The organism is Comamonas sp. F1-6, assembly GCF_039581415.1.
GTDB lineage: Bacteria > Pseudomonadota > Gammaproteobacteria > Burkholderiales > Burkholderiaceae_C > Comamonas > Comamonas thiooxydans.
Genome location: NZ_JBCPWN010000016.1, coordinates 42,985 through 62,705, shown reverse-complemented (window position 1 = coordinate 62,705; position 19,721 = coordinate 42,985). Strand labels below are relative to the sequence as shown.

Genomic DNA, 19,721 nt, shown 5'->3' with positions numbered 1-19,721 from the left:
AGAACACTCGTTATTTTTTCCCATATTTGTATTCCACCAGCATATTGTCATCTCTGATCACTTCAGGGGCTCTGCCTAGCGCCTGAAGATCGTGCTCCACATTTAAAAACGGGATTTTGGCGTACTTCTCGACAAAACCATGCCCCTTTCTGAAGCTAGGCTTACCATCCACTGTCACCTGATAAAGGCGCTCCCAAGACTGCAAAGATTGGGCCTGCGTGAAAGGGTCCCACTGCGCGCCATAGATAAAGTTTTGATAGCGTCGTGTTTCCTTGAATACCGTCGATGCCGTATAGAACGCGTCCACCGATCCCGTCGCGTTGAATGCCAGCACTCCTTTATCGGTTAGATGACGACCGGCCAACGCCATCATTTCCTGTGAAAGCAACATAGAGCTATTGGCGCGCCAATGCCAGGTCGTATTCATCAGAATAAGGTCGTATTTTTCTTGCGGGTGGTACTGCAGCCAGCGGCGTGCATCGTCAATATGTAGACGTACACGCGGGTCTTCCAGTGCCCTACGCTGTGCCTCAAACTGGCGAGCCAGCGTCAGATAGCCGGGATTGATCTCGACCACCTCTATCTGCTCCACGCCAGGGAAGCCTTGCACGACTGTCAACCACGACCCGATGGACAGGCCCAGAATCAGCACCCTCTTGGCCTCGGGCTGCAGTACATTCAAGGCCAACGGTCGTTCAAGTCCATTGGTGTTGCGCTCCAGATCGACATTCACTTTGCCGTCATACACGTTCCCGCCATATACCAAGTAATCAACAAACGTCTGCCCTCCAACGTTTGGGGATTCAGTGATCGTAATAATTCCATGCCTATTTTCATGGACCATCACCACCGGCTCCGGATCCCCATACTTAATCGCCATAGAGCGGGCAAACGCATGCGCGTCACTCCAGGCCCAATATGTACCAACCAGAGTCAAGCCTAGGCACAGCAGTGCACAGCCCTGCACCATTAATTTTCGCCCCAGACCATATACCCAACCAGCAGCGCAGGCCAGCAAAAAAATCACACTAGCCAGAAAGGCAAAGGTCTGCGTAATTGTCAGAAACTCCAACAAGACATAGCCCGTTACCAGAGGCCCTAGCGCAGCCCCGGCCACATTCGTAATGTAGACTCGCGAGAAGTGCCGTCCCTTGCCCACATCATTGCCCGCCGACTGTTGTGGAGTGCCTAAATGATGGGTTACAGGGAACAACACCGACAAGGTGGCAGCAGTCAGAAAAATACCCAGTGGGGCGACAATATCGTCTAACGCCAAATCTGTGGAGCCTAAAAAAGCCCAAGGAGCCATCACCGCTACAACGGCTCCCAGCAGCAGCACCAGCACTGAGACCTTCTCAATATCCTGACGCTGCGGCAACTGACACACGCGCTTGCCGATCTGCGCCCCCAGGGCGATCCCCAGCAAATAAGTGGCCAACACAAAGGCAAACGCCTGCGGCGTGCTCTGATTGGCATAACCATAGAGACGCACCCAGGCGATCTCAAGTGACAGGCTACAAAAACCTGTCCAGAAACTGATAAAACGAGCAGCATTCATGGCAAAAAATCTCCTTTAGGCTGCAGCATGCGCAGTCATATTTGCCGAATGCCCACGCGACAACTTCGCCGCCAGCAAGGTCGCCGCAAAACAGCCCAGATTGATGGCTGCTGCCGTCCAGGCACTAGTATTTAGACCCCAGTGCATAAACAATATATTGGCCGTCAGCCACGCCCCAAACGCCGCTCCCAGAGTATTGAAGAAGTACAGCATTCCGACCGACACTCCCACATTGGTCAGGGACTCATCAAAGAACATTGTGAGCAAGGGCAGCGTGGTTCCCATAATCGTAGTGGGCACCAGCACTATCAATACCGCCATAAACGCCACACTTCCATAAGACCAGCCCCAGCTACCAAGCGACTGCACGGCGGCAAACAACCATGGACTGACAAAGCCGATCACGGCTAGTCCCAGCTCCGCCAACGCATAAAACCGAAGCCGCTCACGCGGCCAGCGATCAGCCAGCCAGCCCCCGAGCGCCCCACCAATGCCAATGCCCAACATGAAAGACGAAACGATCAGCGTCACAGAATCGATATCGACCCCCAGCCCGGTAAACAGATAGCGCTGCCACACCACCTGATACACCAGCGCGGCACATCCAGAGGAAAAAAATGTGAGCGCAATCAGCGCAGAAGAAAGTTTCTTCATTACAAACACGTCCATAGCAAACAGCCAATACCTAATTCGCCCGACGGCTCAAGGCGCTTTGATAAAGCAAGGGTTGCGAGCCGCTGCTTCCTGAAAATCTACCCACTGTGCACCGGCAAACACCACCCTCTGCACAAAATCCAGTGGCGGCGTGCGCAAAAAACTGCCTGCCTGCGCCAAAGCTGGTGCCTGTGCAGCCTCATCGCCTGCAAGCAAATCACGCAGCGTCTGGTGAACTACCGCCGTGGTGTAAGGACGCTTGGAGTTGGCCTTCAACGCTGTCACCACCCGAGGATTAGCCTGCGCATAGCCTGGACTGAGCCAAAGCAAGGCTGGCACCTCATAAGAGTCCACTGTCAACCGATTGATATCCGACTTGCTGCACCGTTGTTCAGACAGCCCCTGCCCATGATCAGACACATACAGCATCACGGCCGAACGCCCGTCCTGCTCCAGAGCATCGATCACCTGATCAAGCACTGCATCGGTATAGGCAACACTGTTTTGGTAGGCCTGCTCCGCGCTGTGCGGCAGGGCAAAGGGACCGAAACCTGGTGGATAACGGTGCTCAAACTGGAAATGGCTGCCCATGGTGTGCAACACCGCAAACGCCCGCCCAGCCCCCTCATTTATCGCCAAAAAGCGCTTCAACGCGGGCAACAAAACCTCGTCATAGCTGCCTTGTGACACAAAGCTGGAAGGATTCAGGAAAGCTCTAGACTGTGCCTCATTCGCGTATGCAGCGATCACGCCATCAAACTCGCCCACAGCCGCCTGATTGGAGAACCAGCCGGTGCGATAGCCCACCTGTGCTACCTGCGACAGAACGGAGCGCATTGCTTGTGGATTAGGCGTGCCGTCCGGCCATAGCACGGGCTCTTTCGTCAGCATGGAAGGCACTGCCTGCCGCGTTGAAACAGACTGCGCGACCACATTGGAAAACGGTAGAACCTGCTCGCCCCGCGCCAAACGCTCTAATAAAAGGGGCGTGGTCTGTACCTCGAGTTGAGGATTAAACAGCTGCCAAGCCTTGCGCGAGGAAGACTCACCAATCACTAATACCACCACCTCTGGCGCGCCCGAGGCCAGCGCAGGTGCATCCTGCACCTCGCGCATGCTTGCGATAGACGCCTCCACCACCCGTCGCGCCTGCCAGTACTGCGCCAATGCCCATGGCAACTCATATGGAAAGGCGCGGGGCAAATCAACATCGAAACCAATGGCCCGATCCCCCTCCTTGAAAGGGTCGTCGTTCATCGATGCTCGACTCTGAACCTTGGCATGCTGCTCAACCACAGGCTCCCGCACACTCCACTGCACGATACGGGGAAGCAGCAGCAGACCCACGCACACCAGCAACACACGCGCCCGCGGCCATCCCGCCCAGCGCCAGTGACGCTTGTGCCAAAGCCCGTAAAGCACCAGGCCACACAAACCGTTCCAGAGCAGCATCGCCAGCACAATGTTGCGTGGCATAGACAGCAACAGCCCCTTCAATTCACCAAGGCTGCTAGCCATGGCCATGCCAATCAGGCTGGCATTCAGCGGCGTTTCGTTCATATAACGCACTGCCACCGAAATGGGTAGCCACCACAGACACAGTCCCCACGAAACGCCCCAAGCTACCCAGGGGCGGGCAAACAGTGCCATTGCCAGAGCAGCCAGCAGCAAAGATTTGAACAAGCGATCCTGCATGTCCAGCCAATACGTGGCGGGGTACAAGCTCTGCTCCCAGGGCAGCAGGTTCGGAATATTCCAGACGAGCACCAAGACCACAAAAAACCACCAGGCAGGCTGGGCATACCATCGCGTCCGCAGAGGCGACAGTGAGCATTGCCCAGGTTCATTCACGTGGCAGGGCATGGATGTTGTGCGTTGTGGCAAGAAGCGAATAAGGCCCATGAATACGAAAGATGAAAGACATGAGCTGCGCAGACGCTGCCCCACCGGCTCACTCTGAGCGGGTTTACTAAAAGCCTCCTACAGGCACGTAACCAATGATGTTTGCCTTCGCGTCCAGCAGCACGATCCAGCTGTCGAGCTGGCGGCCAGAGACCAGCGGCAAATAAAATACCTGCTTAAGCGTCTGTGGTAACGCTTGCATGGCTTTGTCAATCAATTGCCGCTGCTCTGCGCTTGCTGCGTGGAGCAGCGTAGCGATAGGCTGCATACGCTGCATCGCTTGAGGGCGACTGATGTCATAGCTTTGCCACCAGCCAGGGCGAGCACTGGGCTCGATGCCTTGCAGTGACAGCTCTATGCTTTGCAAAGTTTCTCCGCCGTTTCGCGAAGCGCGCACACCCAACAATCGAGGTCCGTCCCAAGGCAGCTGCCGAAAGCCTCCTAAAGTTTGAGCCATGTCTTCGGTGTTGATTTGCGAGGCGGATACGACCACAAACCGGTCCACCTCAAACACCAACGCAACAGGGCGGGCGTTAGCAATCGTGTGTAGCCCATAAGTCAGTGCGCCCAGTTGCAGCAAGATGACCAGACTGAGGTCCATCAACAACTCTCGGCGAGGCTTAGCCGGATTGGCCAGTATCGCTGTGAGCAGCGGGCCACATACAACATCGACGCCCAGCAAAATCAGAAATAACTGGGGCGCCCCCACCAAGCCGTAATAAGGCTTAGGAATCCAGTACGCAAAAACGATCCACGCAACAACCAGAGCCAGAGCGCAGCTGGCGCCAAAGTGGATACTCAGAGCCCTTAGGGCAAAAGTCAGACGTGTAGGCTTTGTGCTCTGTTGCATGCGCTAGCGTTGCGGTTCAATAAGGGGTCTGTGACAGGCTGAGAGGCGGGGGCCGGAGAACTGCGCAAATCAAGCCAACAATAAAAAAGGATTCCTTACGGAATCCTTTTTCCAGCTTAGGAAGCTGCGTTATTAACGGCAGCTAGCGGGGGCGTACTTGGCCAGCAAAGTGCCAGGAGTGGTACTAGCCATGCCACCATTGGTGGATGCGGTTTGAGTCGTGGAAGCGCAGCTCCAGTCGAGCGAGCCTGTGACTCCATTGGCCTGCGCAGTAGCCAGCTTGACGGCAGCACTTACCGCCCCTGATGCGCCAGCCACAGAGCGGACATAAGGGCCCATCACCAGAGTATTTTCACCAGTTTTAATACCAACAGCCTTGAAGTTGTAAGATACAGTGACTTCACCAGAGTCAGCAATTTTAACGCTGTCCACGAACTTAGAGTTCGCACCAGTGCTGCCGGCCTGCGCATTCCAGGTCGTGACCACGATGGCGAGATCTGCAGCACTTGCAGCATCTGCACCAATCATTGCTTTAGCTCCTTGAGCCTGACCCAAGCCTTCAGAAACGCGGGCGCGGATTGTGTAATCCTGATAAGCAGGCAGAGCCACGGCAGCCAAAATACCGATGATCGCGACAACGATCATCAGTTCGATCAGGGTAAAACCCTTTTGAATGGAACGCTTCATTTCAAACTCCCTAGTTGGATGAGACACAAGCGACCAAGCAATCAACGTGCCAACAATTTGGCAAAGGCAGGACTCATCCAAGATGACACGTTTGGCAACATTCACGCGAGTTTGAGTAACAATTTTGGCGATCCAATCGCAAGCGGTGACAAATTTGTCACACACTTAACACCCGTCAAGCCGGCCTGTCACTCCACGACGAAGCGCATGGTGCTTCCCGCCAGGTCCACCGTATCGCCATTGAGCAGCGGCACAGACAGAGGGCCCACCACCTGACCATTGAGCTTGAGGTCTTCGCTTGCGCCCTCCAGTTGGGTGAGCACAAAGCCATGGGGCTTCTGGGTGATGGAGGCGATGGCTACACCGGGCTTGCCCAGGGTGGTGACGACCTTGAAAAGAGGTATTTCCCTGCCGGCCAGGCTGCCGGTAAGCATGCGAATCACGGCGTGGCGCGCAGGCAGCGCGGCGAGCGAGCCCTGGATGGTGGAGCTGAAGCTGGAGATTTCACCAAACCCCGAGGGGCTGGCAAGTTTGGCATAGCCGCTGTCTGCCTCTTCGGAAATATGCGCCAGCGCCTTTTTGCCGCCTTGGGCAGTTGACGTATTCGTATCGGCAATCACGGTATCGAGAAAGCGGATTTTGTAGCGGCCAATGTCCAGCAGGTCGCCGTTGAGCAGGTCCTGCTTCTGGATGGCGCGACCGTTGACATAGGTGCCGTTGGTGCTGCGCAGGTCTTCAATGCTGACCTTGCCGCCAGAGATGGTGAGCACGGCATGCTCGCCGCTGACCGCAAGATTCTCGATCACGATGTCGTTGTAGGGACGACGACCCAAGGTCGTGCGCTCCTTGGTGAGCTGTACTTCCTTGATGACTGCGCCGTCGATTGAGATGACCAAAGTCGGCATGCTCGAAGCTCCTGAGGAAACGCCAAGTCCTGCTTGGCTGCACTGGCTAGGACCACTCCCACTTGAGTGTGTGATTCAGCGCTCAATCATCAATCGTAACTGGATGAAACGCGCTTGCATGCTGCATCTTATTTCACTAATTCGATGAAGCCAGCTATTCGATTGAAATTTTCAACCATGCTGTCATTCGACTGCAGCATCTTTCGAATCGCACCCGCAATCTATCAAGTCGCCATATAAGAAAAGCCCGCGCTCGTTGAAAGCGCGGGCTTTTTTGCAAATCTTTGCAAAGTGGCGGCAGCCACCTATCCGTGATTTAGAACGGGATATCGTCATCCATGTCGTCAAACCCCGAAGCTGCGCGCTGGGGAGGAGGAGCCATGGGTGCAGGAGCAGGACGCTGCTGCATGGGTGCCGGTGCGGGGCGCTGCTGCATGGGAGCGGGAGCCTGACGGCGGGGTGCTTCGTAGCTGCTTTCGCCATAGCCATCATCGCTGCCGTAGCCGCCTTGCTGCTGACCACCTCCCTGGCGGCTGCCCAGCATCTGCATGGCGTCGGCACGGATTTCGGTGGCGTAGCGTTCCTGGCCGGAGGCCTGGTCGGTCCATTTGCGGGTGCGCAGGCTGCCTTCCACATAGACCTGGCTGCCTTTGCGCAGGTACTGGCCCACGATTTCGGCCAGTTTGCCGTTGAAGACCACACGGTGCCATTCGGTGGCTTCGCGGTTTTCTCCGGTGTTCTTGTCGCGCCAGCGGTCTGTGGTGGCGATGGTCACATTGGCCACCTGATCGCCGCTGGGGAAGGTGCGCATTTCGGGGTCACGACCCAGATTGCCGACGATGATGACTTTGTTGACGGATGCCATAGAGATACCTTTTCAAAAAGTGGCCCGGGCTATTGGGAGAGGTCCCGAACCAATGAACTTCGTATTCTGCCCCAAGCCAGCCATGAACAGCACGGGATTTCCCGATATCCCATCACGGCGATACATGGTGCTCCAGCAGAAAAGGGGCCACTGCGCGCGAGCAGCCGAGCAAGGGCGGCCCCGCTGCGAGGGCTGCGTCCCCCTCCGCGTAGCAGAGAGGAGGAAGGCGGGGCCGCCTAGGCGCACAGCGCCTCAGGGGGCGTTGCTGTAAGTCAGTGACGCCCCACCGGGCGCAGCGGCCAGGTCACGACCAGCCACAGGGCAACAAGCACCGCCGTCATGATGAACAAGCCCGGCACGCCCGCAAATTTGGCGACTGCACCACCGACAGCGCCACCGGCAAACAGGCCCAGCGACTGCAGCGTGTTGTAGGCACCCAATGCCGCACCACGCAGCGGCGCCGGAGCCATGCGCGAGACCAGACTTGGCTGGGTGGCTTCAAGAGCATTGAAGCCGCAGAAAAACAGAAACATCAGCAGCGCCATGCACCAGACCGTCGGAATGGTGCCGCTGGCGGCCAGCATGCCCAGACCGATCTGCACAACCAGTACCAGGCCAATGGCTCCCAGCAAGGCCTTGCGCAGCTTGCCCTTGCGCTCCATGGAAAACAGCAGGCCCATGGCCAGAAAGGACAGCAGCACGGCCGGCAGATAGATATGCCAGTGCTGCTCCTTGGCCAGACCGGCCTGCACCAGCATGGCCGGCACGGCCACCCACATGGACATCTGCACAGTATGCAGAATGAAGACGCCAAAATTCAGGCGCAGCAGATCGGACTGGCCCAGCAGCTCGCTGAACCTGCCCTTGGGCGCATCGGCATGCTGCCTGGGCTCGGGCGGCACCACCCACAGCACCACGGCAATGCCGGCCAGCGCCAGCGCACAGGTCAGACCGAAGATGCCGGACAGGCCTATCCAGGCATTGAGCAGCGGCGCCAGCACCAGCGCCAGTGCAAACATCAGGCCGATGCTGCCGCCCACCATGGCCATGGCCTTGGTACGCACGCCATCGCGCGTCAGATCGGCCAGCAGGGCAGTGACGGCGGCAGACACGGCGCCTGCGCCCTGAATGGCACGCCCCGCCATCAGGCCGGTCAGCGAGTCGGCCATGGCCGCAATCAGGCTGCCCGCCGCAAACACCAGCAGGCCGGCGACGATGACCGGCTTGCGGCCGATACGGTCGGAGGCCAGGCCGATGGGCAACTGGAACAGGGCCTGGGTCAGGCCATACAGGCCCATGGCCAGGCCGATCATGGCCGGGTCGTCACCGCCAGGGTATTTGCGTGCCTCCAGCATGAAGACGGGCAGTACCAGGAACAGGCCCAGCATGCGCAGCGCAAAGATCAGCGCCAGGGCGCCGCTGGAGCGGCGTTCCTGGGAGGTCATGGTGGAAGAGGATTTGTCCGTGCCCTGCGTGCCCGCGCTGGGGGAGGTATTGATTTTTTTCACGCTCAGATTTTGCCAAGAGTCAAAGTCTTATGCCCAGGTTAACTAAACCACTGCCGGGCAAAAGAGAGGAAATAAAACCGTAGATTGTCCGTGAACCTGGATCATCTAGTCACGCGCAAGCCCGTCTGACTATCATGGAGAGTTTTCCCCGTCTGGAGCGCCCGTGTCCCTGAAGCCTGATTCGCCCTCTGAAGTCCATGATGACAGCCTCTATCTGGGCCGTTCTCTGGCGCAGACACGTATCGCCATTCGCGGCGCACGCACGCACAACCTCAAGAACATCGACCTGGACATTCCCCGCAACCAGCTGGTTGTGATCACCGGCCTGTCGGGCTCGGGCAAGTCCAGCCTGGCCTTCGATACCTTGTACGCCGAAGGCCAGCGCCGTTATGTGGAGAGTCTCTCGGCCTATGCACGCCAGTTTCTGGGCCGCCTGGACAAACCCGATGTCGATCTGATCGAGGGCCTGTCGCCCGCCATTTCCATCGAGCAAAAGGCCACCAGCCACAACCCGCGCTCCACCGTGGGCACGGTGACCGAGATCAACGACTATCTGCGCCTGCTCTACGCCCGTGCCGGCACGCCGTTCTGTCCCGACCACAATCTGCCGCTGCAGGCCCAGACCATCAGCCAGATGGTGGACAGCGTGCTGCAGCTTCCCGAGGACACCAAGCTGATGATCCTCGGGCCCCTGGCGCGCGAGAAAAAGGGCGAGTTCGCCGAGCTTTTCGTGCAGCTCCAGGCCCAGGGCTATGTGCGCTTTCGTGTCGACGGGCAGATCTACGACGCCCAGTCCCTGCCCAAGCTGGAGAAGAACGAGCGCCACAACATCGATGTGGTGATAGACCGCGTCAAGGTGCGCGAAGACATCAAGCAGCGCCTGGCCGAGAGCTTTGAGGCTGCCTTGCGCGCCGGCGGTGCCGATGCCGGCGGCCGCGTCATCGCCCTGGAGATGGACGGCGGCAAGGAGCATCTGTTCAGCGCCAAGTTCGCCTGCCCGCTCTGCGACTACTCCCTGCCCGAGCTGGAGCCGCGCCTGTTTTCCTTCAACTCCCCCATGGGAGCCTGCCAGGCATGCGACGGCCTGGGCAACAGCGAAGCCTTCGACCCCGACCGTGTCGTGCCCTTCCCATCGCTGAGTCTGGCCAGCGGTGCCATCAAGGGCTGGGACAAGCGCAACAACTACTACTTCTCCATGCTGGAGAGCGTGGCCAAGCACTATGGCGTGAGCACCGAGACGGCGTTCGAGGAGCTGCCCGAGAAGGTGCGCGACGTGATTCTCTTTGGCTCGGGCGACGAATCCATGGAGTTCAACTATGTTTTCGAGAGCGGCGAACGCAAGGGCGAGGCCTTTATCAAGTCGCACCCGTTCGAAGGCATCATCCCCAATATTCAGCGCCGCTTTCGCGAGACCGAATCCCAGGTCGTGCGCGACGATCTGGCCAAGCTGCGCAGCATCCGCAAATGCCCCGAATGTGAAGGCACGCGCCTGCGCCGCGAAGCGCGCTTTGTGCGCGTGGGCGATGGCGAACAGGCCCGCTCCATCTATGAGGTCAGCCATGCCACGCTGGCCGATGCGCTGGGCTGGTTCAAGCAGCTGAGCATGGCCGGGGCCAAGGCCGAGATTGCGGACAAGATCGTGCGCGAGATCGCCTCGCGCCTGCTCTTCCTCAACGATGTGGGCCTGTCCTACCTGAGCCTGGACCGCAGCGCCGACACGCTCTCGGGCGGCGAGGCCCAGCGCATTCGACTGGCGTCTCAGATCGGCTCGGGCCTGACGGGCGTGATGTATGTGCTGGACGAGCCCTCCATTGGCCTGCACCAGCGCGACAACGACAAGCTGATTGCCACGCTGGAGCACCTGCGCGATATCGGCAACAGCGTGATCGTGGTCGAGCATGACGAAGACATGATGCGCGCAGCCGACCAGATCATCGACATGGGGCCGGGCGCCGGCGTGCATGGCGGCCGCATCATGGCCCAGGGCAGCTATGAAGACATCAAGGCCAGCCCCGATTCGCCCACGGGCCGCTACCTGAGCGGCGTACAAAGCATTCCCGTGCCCAGGCACCGCACCGCCTGGCTGCCCGTGCTGCGCAAGGAAAGTGACGCCGAGGCCACCCAGAGCACATCGCGCTTTCCAGTCACGGCCGCCAAAAAGCGGGAATCTGCGAGCAAGGCACGCACCGACCTTCAGGCGCTGACCGTGCAAGGCGCGCGCGGCAACAACCTCAGGAATGTGACGGTGGACTTCCCCGTCGGCCTGTTCACCTGCGTGACCGGCGTCTCGGGCTCGGGCAAATCCACCCTGGTCAACGACACGCTGTATGCCGAAGTGGCACGCCAGGTACACCGTGCAGGCACCGAGCCGGCTGCGCATGACGATATCGCGGGCATCGACTATTTCGACAAGGTCATCAACGTCGACCAGTCGCCCATCGGTCGCACGCCGCGCAGCAACCCGGCCACCTATACCGGCCTGTTCACGCCCATCCGCGAGCTGATGGCCGAAACCAATACCGCCAAGGAGCGCGGCTACGGCCCCGGGCGTTTCTCGTTCAATGTCTCCGGCGGGCGCTGCGAAGCCTGCCAGGGCGACGGCGTGGTCAAGGTGGAAATGCATTTTCTGCCCGATGTCTACGTGCCCTGCGACCTCTGCCACGGCCAGCGCTACAACCGCGAGACGCTGGAAGTGCAGTGGAAGGGCCGGAACATCTCGCAGATTCTGGAGATGACGGTCGAAGACGCTCATGCCTTCTTCAAGGATGTGCCCAGCATTGCGCGCAAGCTGCAGACCCTGCTGGACGTGGGCCTGTCCTATATCCGCCTGGGCCAGAGCGCGACCACGCTGTCGGGTGGCGAGGCCCAGCGCGTCAAGCTCGCACAGGAGCTGTCCAAGCGCGACACCGGCCGCACGCTCTACATCCTCGACGAGCCCACCACGGGGCTGCACTTTGCCGACATCGCCCTGCTTCTGAAAGTGCTGCACCAGCTGCGCGATGCGGGCAACACCATCGTCGTGATCGAGCACAACCTCGACGTCATCAAGACCGCAGACTGGCTGATCGACATGGGTCCCGAGGGTGGCTCGGGCGGCGGCCAGGTCGTGGCTCAGGGCACGCCAGAGGAAGTCGCGGCCAACCCGGCCAGCGTGACGGGCCGCTACCTCAAGCCCTATCTGGACAAGGCTCCTGCCAAATCCAGAGCCAAGTCGGCAACAAGCCAGGATTGACCAAGCACAGCCGGCCATGCAGGACCATGGCCGGCGACACCGAGGAGAGAAGCAATGCAGAAAGATGTCTGGGATTTCGTCATCGTGGGCGCGGGCATGGCCGGTGCATCCGCCGCCTGGCAGTTGGCGCAGTCGGGTGGCGATACTCCGCCTTCCGTGCTGGTGCTGGAGCGCGAATCCCAGCCCGGCTATCACACCACCGGCCGCTCGGCCGCACTGTTTGAAGAGCATTACGGCCCGGCCCAGGTGCAGGCTCTGACCCGCGCAAGCCGCGCCTTCTACGATGCGCCACCGGCCGGTTTTGCCGAAGCTCCCATCCTCACGCCGCGCGGCGTGCTTTATGTGGGCACGGCCGAGCAAAAGGATCTGGTCGACGCCGCCTACGCCGAAGCCACCATCCACTCCCCCGAGGCCCGGCGCTTGAGCGCCGAGCAACTCAAGACCCTGGTTCCCGTGCTCGATACCGAGGTCTTGGTGGACGGCTTTCTGGACACCGGCGCACGCGACATCGATGTGCACGGCCTGCACCAGGGCTATATCCGCGGCCTGCGCCAGCGCGGCGGCGATCTGTGGTGCAACGCCGAGGTCCAGGCCATCACCCGCGCCAACGACTTCTGGCAGATTGCCCTGCCCCAGGGCCGGAGCCTTCGTGCCAAGGTCATCGTCAACGCCGCCGGGGCCTGGGTGGATGTCGTGGCCGCCATGGTGGGCGCGGCTCCCATCGGCATCACGCCCAAGCGCCGCAGCGCCTTCACTTTCCCGGCCCCCGAAGGGATGGATGCCACGCACTGGCCCGCCATCATCAGCGCCGATGAAAACTGGTACATCAAGCCCGACGCCGGCCAGCTGCTGGGCTCGCCAGCCAATGCAGACCCCGTGGCTCCGCACGATGTGGTGCCCGAAGAGCTGGACATTGCCACCGGCATCTATCACATCGAGGAGGCCACCACGCTGCAAATCCGCCGCCCCTCGCATACCTGGGCAGGCCTGCGCAGCTTTGTCGCCGATGGCGAGCTGGTAATAGGCTGGGATGCCTCGCCCACGCCTGTGCCGGGCTTTTTCTGGGTTGCCGCCCAGGGCGGCTATGGCATCCAGAGCGCCGCCGGCTACAGCCTGCTGGCGCGCAATCTGCTGCTGGGGGAGACGCTGGATGCGTCGCTGACGCAGCAGAAGGTGAATGTGGGGGCGGTGTCACCTGCGCGTTGTCAGCGGACTGATCAAAATTGATAGCCCATCGCGCTTTCTGAATGTTGGTTGTAGCCTGATTTTTTCTTGATCTCAGGGCAGAGGCAGGGATTTCACCCCGGCGCGTGACCTACTTTCGGCCACCAGAAAGTAGGCAAAGAGCACAACCCGAGTGTCTGCGCCCCTGCGCTTATCCAGATTACGGAAGCAGCTATTCAAAGCATAAAGAAGCTATCCCGCATTCGGTATTGCCCCTTTTGCCCACGCCTGCGACGGCTGCCTCTTGTGGCGGGCAGTTGCACCGTAGAGTGCAACTGCATCGTCATCACTTTTACGGCAACGTGTTTGAGCGCAGAGCGAAGCTCGAAGTGAGTTTTGCCGTACAGCCACAAGAGGTTGACGGCGCAGGTTACCCCGTAGCGTAGCGAAAGGGGCGTGGGTAACAGGAGCGGTGTTCTTTGCTTACTTTCTTGGGGGCGGCCCCCCGCCACCAGCAAGAAAGTGAGTCGGCAAGGCGGGCCGAGACCCGCCCTCTGTCCTGCAACCAGCAGAAAAAACAAAAACGGCCTGCGCCCCAGAGGCACAAGCCGTTTTCAAACCTAGGCGACCTCAGGCCGCCGCCAGTCAACGCAAGATCAGTTCTCGATCTTGGCGAACTGAACAATCTTCGAGTACTTGGCAATCTCGGTGTTGATGTACTTGCCGGCATCCACCTTGGGATCAGCCACCACATTGCCGGTCTCTTCCATCTTCTTGCGGAACTCGGGCGAAGCCATGGTTTCCTCCAGCGCCTTCTTCAGCTTGGCGGCGATGGGAGCGGGCAGGCCCTTGGGTGCCATCAGCGCAAACCAGCTGTTGATGTCCACGTTCTTGAACTGGGGCAGCTCGGACAGGGCAGGAATATCGGGGGTGATGGCCGAGCGCTTGGCTTCGGTCGTACCCAGGGCCACGACCTTGCCGGCCTTGATATGGGGCAGGCCCGAGGACAGCACGAACACGCCAAACTCGATGTTGTTGCCCACCAGATCGGTGGTCAGAGGCGCCACGCCCTTGTAAGGCACATGGGTCATCTGCAGCTTGCCCTGCTCCTTGACCAGCTCGCCGGCCAGGTGCAGCGCCGTGCCCACGCCGGAGCTGCCGTAGCTGAACTTGTCGGGGTTCTTGGACACCAGGCTCACGAACTCGGCCGCGTTCTTCACGCCGGCCTTGTGCGATGCGACCAGCACCATGGGCTGGGAGCCCACCAGCCCGATGGGAGTGAAGTCGCCAATGTTGTACTTCACGGCCTTGTTGATGAGCCTGGCGATGGCCAGCTCATTGTTGGCGCCCACCATGATGGTGTAACCGTCGGCAGGGGCCTTGGCCACTTTTTGCGCACCGATGGCGCCACCGGCACCGCCCAGGTTTTCCACCACCACGGGCTGGCCCAGCTGCTTGGCCAGGCCGTCGGCCACCAGACGACCGACCAGGTCGGTGCTGCCGCCGGCCGGGTAGCCCACGACCATGGTGATGGCCTTGCTGGGATAGTTGTCGGCGGCGATGGCAGGCACTGCCACGGCAGCGCCCAGCAGCAGGCCCGCGGCGATGGCGGTACGGCGGAGGATGTTTGTGTTCTGCATGAAACTATTCCGAATCTGTATGAGGCAATTGTCCGAATACGGAGAAAACCTTTTAGTGCCGATCTGGCACATTTCCGTGCCATTTCAGCACAACAACGCGTTTTTGAGCAAATAGAGGGGGAGCAGTGCCGCCAGGAGCCCGATACCAGCTGTTGTTTTTCCAGCTTCAAGTCTGGCTGCAGACGAAAAAGGAGTGACCGCTCATTTACTGGCCAGTGATATCGGTCCAGAACTGCTCCGCAGCGGTGCTCAAGCGGCGTTTGGGCCGATAAAGCCGCACATCGAAATGCACGTCCAGGCTGCCGTCCCCGGCCAGCGCCAGACGGCCGTCCTGGCAGTCGCGCTGCACCATGGACCAAGGCATCCAGGCCACGCCCAGGCCCTTGAGCACGTACTCGTAATTGGCATCCGCCGAATCGCATTCGATGCAGCGGCGCAGACGCGGCCACAGCGGATGGCTGGCCAGATGATCTTCGGCCAGCCGCCCCAGCGCCATGCTGTGCGAGAAAGCCAGATAGGGCACGGGGCTGGCACCGGGCAGCAGGGCCTGCGCCAGTGCAAACAAGGGCTTGCCTTCGGCATCGGCCCGCGCCACGGGCACCAGCTTGTCGCTCATCACCGTCAGATAGCTGAACTGACGGCCATCCAGCCGCACGGCAATGGCCGCATGGTGATAGAGCAGGGCAAAGCTGACCTCGCCGCGCTGCAGCATATGCACGGTTTCGTCGAGTGTGCGAGTAACGATGCGCATCTCCGCCGTCTGCAGCACGCTACCGTAGCGCGCCAGCCAGTCGGCCACGATGGTGCGCGCCAGGGTACGCCCCGTGGCCAGCGTGATCACATGGGCCTGCCGACCGGCCACGGCCTGCAGCTCGTCATGCGACTGGGCCAGGGTGCGCACCATCTGCTCGGCGGTGTCGCGGAAGGCTTCACCGGCCGGGGTGAGACGAACCGGCCCGCCGCCCGCTTCGATCAGCGGCGTTCCAGCCCATGCCTCCAGCGCACGAATGCGCCGGCCGAAGGCAGGATGAGTGACATGGCGCAGCTCTGCCGCACGGGTGAAGCTGCGCTCCTGAGCCAGAAGCAGAAAGTCTTCCAGCCATTTGCTTTGCATGGCCAGAGCCTACCCTGGCTCAGCTCTGGGCTGCAGCCTGCAGCGTGGCGCGCGTGGCGATGGCGGCTTCGCGTGCAGCCTTGGCAAAGTCGTCGCCCTGCCCTGCGTACAGAATGGCGCGCGAGGAGTTGATGATGATGGGTCCGCCGCCGATGCGGGCCGCCTTGACGGTTGCCACGGCATCGCCACCCTGTGCACCCACGCCGGGAATCAGCAGCGGCAAGGTGGGGGCCACGGCACGCACGCGCTCGATCTCGTTGGGACGGGTTGCACCCACCACCAGGCCCAGCTGGCCGTTGGTGTTCCAGGGACCCTGGGCCAGCTTGGCCACATGCTCGAACATATGGGGGTTGCCAGGCACATCGGCCAGGACCTGGGCCTGCAGATCGTCACCGCCGGGGTTGGAGGTGCGGCACAGCAAAAAAGCTCCCTTGCCTTCGTACTTGAGATAGGGCGTGATGGAGTCGAAACCCATGAAGGGCGAGAGCGTCACGGCATCGGCGCCATAGCGCTCGAAGGCTTCCTTCGCATACTGCTCGGCTGTGGAGCCGATATCGCCGCGCTTGGCATCCAGAATCACGGGCACATGGGGTGCCACTCGGCGCATGTGCGCCATCAGCTTTTCGAGCTGGTCTTCGGCACGGTGGGCGGCAAAGTAGGCGATCTGGGGCTTGAAGCTGTTGACCAGATCATGGGTGGCATCGACGATGGCTGCACAGAAGTCGTAGATCTTGGACGCATCGCCCTTCATGGCACCGGGAAAGCGGCTGGGTTCGGGGTCCAGACCCACGCACAGCATGGAGTCATTGCGCGTGGACGCGTCGCGCAGCATGTCGATAAAAGTCATAAAGCGTGATTTTAATTGCTCGACCCTTCCAAGCCTTGCCACAGGTTTTGCAGCATGACGCCAAACTTGGCACACCCCAGCAAAGAGACAGCAAGCAAGGGCCTGGGCGGCCCCGCCGCCCCGCAGCGAGGCTGTCGTCCCCCTCCCATAGCGCGCAGCGCGTAGAGAGAGGGGCGCCCGGCCAGGGGGAAGGCGCGAAGCGCCACAGGGGGAGAAAGTCATTCCGGGGGAGATAATCCACACCCATGCCTTCGTTCACGCCCAAACAGCTCATTCTTCTCGTCCTGCTCACCATCGTCTGGGGCCTGAACTGGCCGGTAATGAAGCTCGGCGTACAGCATTTCCCGCCGCTGAGTTTTCGCATGGTCAGCATGTGGATAGGCCTACCGATTCTGGCCCTGTTTGTGACCAGTCAGCGCTTGCCGCTGACCATACCGCGCAGCTACTGGGGCCAGCTGGCCAAGCTCACGCTGTTCAATATGGTGCTCTGGCACTGCCTGATCATCATCGCCATCCCCACGCTGTCCAGCGGGCGCGCGGCGATTCTGGGCTACACCATGCCCATCTTCTCGGCCGTGTTCGGCAGCCTGTTCTTCAAGGACCGGCTGGGCGCACGCGCCTGGGCCGGCGTGGGAGCGGCCTTTGCCGGCGTGCTGCTTCTGCTGTGGCATGAAGTTGGCGCTCTGGGCAGCAAGCCCCTGGGCGTGATGCTGATGCTGATCGCCGCCGCCGGCTGGGCCTGGGGCACGCAGCTGCTGCGCCGCACCGAGGCACCGGTGCCGCTGATGACGCTGTCGCTGTGGATGGTGGCCATCACCACCGTGGTGCTGACCGTGCTGGCCTTTGTTTTCGAGCGCCAACAATGGCATATGCCCGACCAGAGCGCTCTGGCCGCCATCGCTTTCAATGGTGTGCTGGTGCTGGGCTTCGCCCAGGCCGTATGGTTCTATCTGGCCCGCAGCCTGCCGCCCGTGGCCTCCACGCTGAGCGTGATGATGATTCCCGTGCTGGGCGTGTTCGTGGGCGCCTGGTGGCTGGGCGAGGTCCTGCATTGGCAGGACTGGACTGCTGTCTGCCTGATGGTGGTGGCAATTGCTTCGGTGCTCTGGCCTGCCAAAAACAACGCTTAATTCCCGGGCTGCTGCGTCTTGCACACGGTGTAGCGCAGCTCGGCCATTCCCGGGCCCATCTGCTGCACGGACTGCAGCTGCAGCACGGGACTCAGCAAGCGGCGCGGCAACAAAGGCTTGCCACGGCCCAGAGTGGCCGAGCCAATCTGCACGATGACTTCATCGAGCAGGCCCGCGTCATGGAACTGTCCCGCCAGATCTCCGCCACCCACGATCCAGATGTTCTTGTCGCCGGCTGCAGCCCTCATGCTTGCCAGCACGGGCCGCACATCGCCGCTGACAAAGCGCACATCGGCTCCCTCTATCAACGGCAGCTGACGGCTGGAGAAAACCCAGGCAGGCTGTGCATAAGGCCAGGCCGCGCCGCTCTCCTTCTTCACCGCATCGGCGTTGCGGACCATCCACTCATAGGTGGACGAGCCCATGGCCAGCGCACCGACCTGGGCAATAAAGCCCGGATAGCTGGACTGCGTCAGGCTGCCCAACGGAAACAGCCAGTCCAGAGAGTCGTCTTCGGTGGCAAGAAAGCCGTCCAGGCTGGAAGCGGTGTAGTACTGGGTCTTCATGATGGGCTGTAGTTTGCCTTGAAGGCGCTGACTCGGCCGGTTACAGGCCCGCTATCGAGAAAAATCAATCTCGATAGCATCCAGCGCTCAGGCGCTACGCCCCCCAAAAGGCCCCCTACTGTGCAGGCGCCAGGTTCCGCGCCGTGGCCAGCATGGTGGCGCACAGCAGCTCCCGGCCCGCCTTGCGAGAAAACACATCCGCCCTGGCCACCGTCAGCAGCTTGCTGGCCTGGATGACGCGGCCACGTGCCAGCAATGTCTCGCCATCGGCAGGAGCCAGGTATTTGATGCTGCAGTCGATCGTGGCATTGAGCCAGCCCGGCGGCAGCAGCGTCCCTGCCGCCGATACGGCGGCAAAGTCTGCGATGGCAAAGACCGGCGTTGCCTGCAACTGGCCGGGCCTGAAACTCAGACTGTCCTGATAGGGCAGGCAGAGATCGACCTCGCCGGGCTCTATGCGTTCAAAGCGCAGTTGCAGCATCTGCGCCACTGGCATGGACAGCACCAGCGCCCTGATGTCTCGGGCAAAGTGTTCGTTCTGCGGTGTCATGACTTGCTCCCCCTCCTGCCGGATGGACCGGCATCATTGCCGCCTCGCGCAGAGACGCGAGGAAATCCCGGTTTCGAGGCTGGCCGCTGCTCGCGCAGACGAAACCATTCCACATGGGAAACCAGGTGCTGACGCAGAGCGTTGCGCTTGGCGATTTCGGCATCGATCTCGGCAATGCGCTCCTCAAGCCTGCAGACGATCTGGCTGGCCGTCAGGGACTTGCAGCGGTAGGCCGGCAATACCTCGGCAATCTGCGCAAGAGAGAAGCCACATTGCCGCGACATGGCGATGAATCGCAGCTCGCGGATCACGCTGTCATCGAACTCGCGGTAGCCGGAAGGACGCCGGCTGGCGGCAATCAGGCCCAGACTCTCATAGTGGCGAATGGCGTGTACGGACACACCCGACAGGCTGGCAAGTTCCGATATCTGCATGGCGACAAGGCTAACAAGCCTGGGGTTACACGAAGGTTGGTGTCCGCCAGATGTTCACACAGTTTGTCTCCGCACTGCGGCCATAAAAAAACGCACTGTGAATCCACAGTGCGTT

The 19,721-nt window shown here is 60.7% G+C and carries 17 protein-coding genes; 3 read left to right on the top strand and 14 right to left on the bottom strand.

Translation table 11 applies throughout. The features are described 5' to 3' along the window. Positions 1-10: 10 nt before the first annotated feature. The 8 genes from AAIL66_RS16415 to AAIL66_RS16380 all read right to left on the bottom strand — a co-directional run bounded on the left by AAIL66_RS16415 (position 11) and on the right by AAIL66_RS16380 (position 8,866). On the bottom strand, positions 11-1,558 hold the full coding sequence (locus tag AAIL66_RS16415; RefSeq protein ID WP_343497240.1) for a hypothetical protein: 1,548 nt from the start codon (positions 1,556-1,558) through the stop codon (positions 11-13). Between the two features lie 15 nt (positions 1,559-1,573). Further along, positions 1,574-2,212, bottom strand: a complete 639-nt coding sequence (locus AAIL66_RS16410; RefSeq protein ID WP_343497239.1) for a hypothetical protein — start codon at positions 2,210-2,212, stop codon at positions 1,574-1,576. A 48-nt stretch (positions 2,213-2,260) separates the two neighbouring features. After that, positions 2,261-4,075, bottom strand: a complete 1,815-nt coding sequence (locus AAIL66_RS16405) for a phosphoethanolamine transferase (RefSeq protein ID WP_343497238.1) — start codon at positions 4,073-4,075, stop codon at positions 2,261-2,263. Positions 4,076-4,181: 106 nt separating this feature from the next. Continuing rightward, on the bottom strand, positions 4,182-4,964 hold the full coding sequence (gene tfpZ / locus AAIL66_RS16400) for a TfpX/TfpZ family type IV pilin accessory protein (protein WP_343497237.1): 783 nt from the start codon (positions 4,962-4,964) through the stop codon (positions 4,182-4,184). Between the two features lie 132 nt (positions 4,965-5,096). Next, positions 5,097-5,651, bottom strand: a complete 555-nt coding sequence (locus AAIL66_RS16395) for a pilin (RefSeq protein ID WP_343497236.1) — start codon at positions 5,649-5,651, stop codon at positions 5,097-5,099. Positions 5,652-5,839: 188 nt separating this feature from the next. Beyond that, on the bottom strand, positions 5,840-6,556 hold the full coding sequence (locus AAIL66_RS16390; RefSeq protein ID WP_343497235.1) for an FHA domain-containing protein: 717 nt from the start codon (positions 6,554-6,556) through the stop codon (positions 5,840-5,842). 316 nt (positions 6,557-6,872) lie between these two features. Beyond that, positions 6,873-7,421: a single-stranded DNA-binding protein gene (ssb, locus tag AAIL66_RS16385; protein WP_003064700.1), complete on the bottom strand. Its 549-nt coding sequence runs from the start codon at positions 7,419-7,421 to the stop codon at positions 6,873-6,875. Positions 7,422-7,693: 272 nt separating this feature from the next. Further along, positions 7,694-8,866, bottom strand: a complete 1,173-nt coding sequence (locus tag AAIL66_RS16380) for an MFS transporter (RefSeq protein ID WP_039050399.1) — start codon at positions 8,864-8,866, stop codon at positions 7,694-7,696. A 226-nt stretch (positions 8,867-9,092) separates the two neighbouring features. On the opposite strand from AAIL66_RS16380, the gene uvrA reads away from it, so the two are divergent. Both uvrA and AAIL66_RS16370 read left to right on the top strand, forming a co-directional pair. Next, positions 9,093-12,161: an excinuclease ABC subunit UvrA gene (gene uvrA, locus AAIL66_RS16375; RefSeq protein ID WP_034394495.1), complete on the top strand. Its 3,069-nt coding sequence runs from the start codon at positions 9,093-9,095 to the stop codon at positions 12,159-12,161. A 54-nt stretch (positions 12,162-12,215) separates the two neighbouring features. Continuing rightward, complete coding sequence (locus tag AAIL66_RS16370; protein ID WP_343497234.1) at positions 12,216-13,388, top strand: FAD-dependent oxidoreductase; 1,173 nt, start codon at positions 12,216-12,218, stop codon at positions 13,386-13,388. A gap of 593 nt (positions 13,389-13,981) precedes the next feature. Here the strand turns inward: AAIL66_RS16370 and AAIL66_RS16365 are convergent. From AAIL66_RS16365 to pyrF, 3 genes are all read right to left on the bottom strand, one after another. After that, positions 13,982-14,965 carry a tripartite tricarboxylate transporter substrate binding protein gene (locus tag AAIL66_RS16365; RefSeq protein WP_003064714.1) on the bottom strand — a complete coding sequence of 328 codons (984 nt, stop codon included), beginning with the start codon at positions 14,963-14,965 and terminating at the stop codon, positions 13,982-13,984. A gap of 205 nt (positions 14,966-15,170) precedes the next feature. After that, complete coding sequence (locus AAIL66_RS16360) at positions 15,171-16,079, bottom strand: LysR substrate-binding domain-containing protein (protein WP_012840359.1); 909 nt, start codon at positions 16,077-16,079, stop codon at positions 15,171-15,173. Between the two features lie 19 nt (positions 16,080-16,098). Next, complete coding sequence (gene pyrF, locus AAIL66_RS16355) at positions 16,099-16,926, bottom strand: orotidine-5'-phosphate decarboxylase (protein ID WP_034382398.1); 828 nt, start codon at positions 16,924-16,926, stop codon at positions 16,099-16,101. A 245-nt stretch (positions 16,927-17,171) separates the two neighbouring features. Here pyrF and AAIL66_RS16350 point away from each other — a divergent pair, with 245 nt between their 5' ends. Further along, positions 17,172-18,056: an EamA family transporter gene (locus tag AAIL66_RS16350; RefSeq protein WP_343497233.1), complete on the top strand. Its 885-nt coding sequence runs from the start codon at positions 17,172-17,174 to the stop codon at positions 18,054-18,056. On the opposite strand, the gene AAIL66_RS16345 is transcribed toward AAIL66_RS16350, so the two are convergent. The 3 genes from AAIL66_RS16345 to AAIL66_RS16335 form a co-directional block, all read right to left on the bottom strand. Further along, the gene (locus AAIL66_RS16345) at positions 18,053-18,622 is read right to left on the bottom strand and encodes a dihydrofolate reductase family protein (RefSeq protein ID WP_343497232.1); all 570 of its coding nucleotides are present in this window, start codon (positions 18,620-18,622) and stop codon (positions 18,053-18,055) included. The genes AAIL66_RS16350 and AAIL66_RS16345 overlap by 4 nt on opposite strands. Before the next feature lie 115 nt (positions 18,623-18,737). Then, entirely contained in the window at positions 18,738-19,172 is a 435-nt protein-coding gene (locus AAIL66_RS16340; protein WP_063662448.1) for a PaaI family thioesterase, read from the bottom strand. Continuing rightward, on the bottom strand, positions 19,169-19,606 hold the full coding sequence (locus AAIL66_RS16335; RefSeq protein WP_046460395.1) for a MerR family transcriptional regulator: 438 nt from the start codon (positions 19,604-19,606) through the stop codon (positions 19,169-19,171). The genes AAIL66_RS16340 and AAIL66_RS16335 overlap by 4 nt, the downstream gene beginning before the upstream one ends. Between the last annotated feature and the right edge of the window lie 115 nt (positions 19,607-19,721).

Bases quoted from the DNA above. Each gene is read 5' to 3' on its own strand.
- AAIL66_RS16415 (WP_343497240.1), bottom strand. From the start codon at position 1,558: ATGAATGCTGCTCGTTTTATCAGTTTCTGGACAGGTTTTTGTAGCCTG.
- AAIL66_RS16410 (WP_343497239.1), bottom strand. From the start codon at position 2,212: ATGAAGAAACTTTCTTCTGCGCTGATTGCGCTCACATTTTTTTCCTCT.
- AAIL66_RS16405 (WP_343497238.1), bottom strand. From the start codon at position 4,075: ATGCCCTGCCACGTGAATGAACCTGGGCAATGCTCACTGTCGCCTCTG.
- tfpZ (WP_343497237.1), bottom strand. From the start codon at position 4,964: ATGCAACAGAGCACAAAGCCTACACGTCTGACTTTTGCCCTAAGGGCT.
- AAIL66_RS16395 (WP_343497236.1), bottom strand. From the start codon at position 5,651: ATGAAGCGTTCCATTCAAAAGGGTTTTACCCTGATCGAACTGATGATC.
- AAIL66_RS16390 (WP_343497235.1), bottom strand. From the start codon at position 6,556: ATGCCGACTTTGGTCATCTCAATCGACGGCGCAGTCATCAAGGAAGTA.
- ssb (WP_003064700.1), bottom strand. From the start codon at position 7,421: ATGGCATCCGTCAACAAAGTCATCATCGTCGGCAATCTGGGTCGTGAC.
- AAIL66_RS16380 (WP_039050399.1), bottom strand. From the start codon at position 8,866: ATGACCTCCCAGGAACGCCGCTCCAGCGGCGCCCTGGCGCTGATCTTT.
- AAIL66_RS16370 (WP_343497234.1), top strand. From the start codon at position 12,216: ATGCAGAAAGATGTCTGGGATTTCGTCATCGTGGGCGCGGGCATGGCC.
- AAIL66_RS16365 (WP_003064714.1), bottom strand. From the start codon at position 14,965: ATGCAGAACACAAACATCCTCCGCCGTACCGCCATCGCCGCGGGCCTG.
- AAIL66_RS16360 (WP_012840359.1), bottom strand. From the start codon at position 16,079: ATGCAAAGCAAATGGCTGGAAGACTTTCTGCTTCTGGCTCAGGAGCGC.
- pyrF (WP_034382398.1), bottom strand. From the start codon at position 16,926: ATGACTTTTATCGACATGCTGCGCGACGCGTCCACGCGCAATGACTCC.
- AAIL66_RS16350 (WP_343497233.1), top strand. From the start codon at position 17,172: ATGCCTTCGTTCACGCCCAAACAGCTCATTCTTCTCGTCCTGCTCACC.
- AAIL66_RS16345 (WP_343497232.1), bottom strand. From the start codon at position 18,622: ATGAAGACCCAGTACTACACCGCTTCCAGCCTGGACGGCTTTCTTGCC.
- AAIL66_RS16340 (WP_063662448.1), bottom strand. From the start codon at position 19,172: ATGACACCGCAGAACGAACACTTTGCCCGAGACATCAGGGCGCTGGTG.
- AAIL66_RS16335 (WP_046460395.1), bottom strand. From the start codon at position 19,606: ATGCAGATATCGGAACTTGCCAGCCTGTCGGGTGTGTCCGTACACGCC.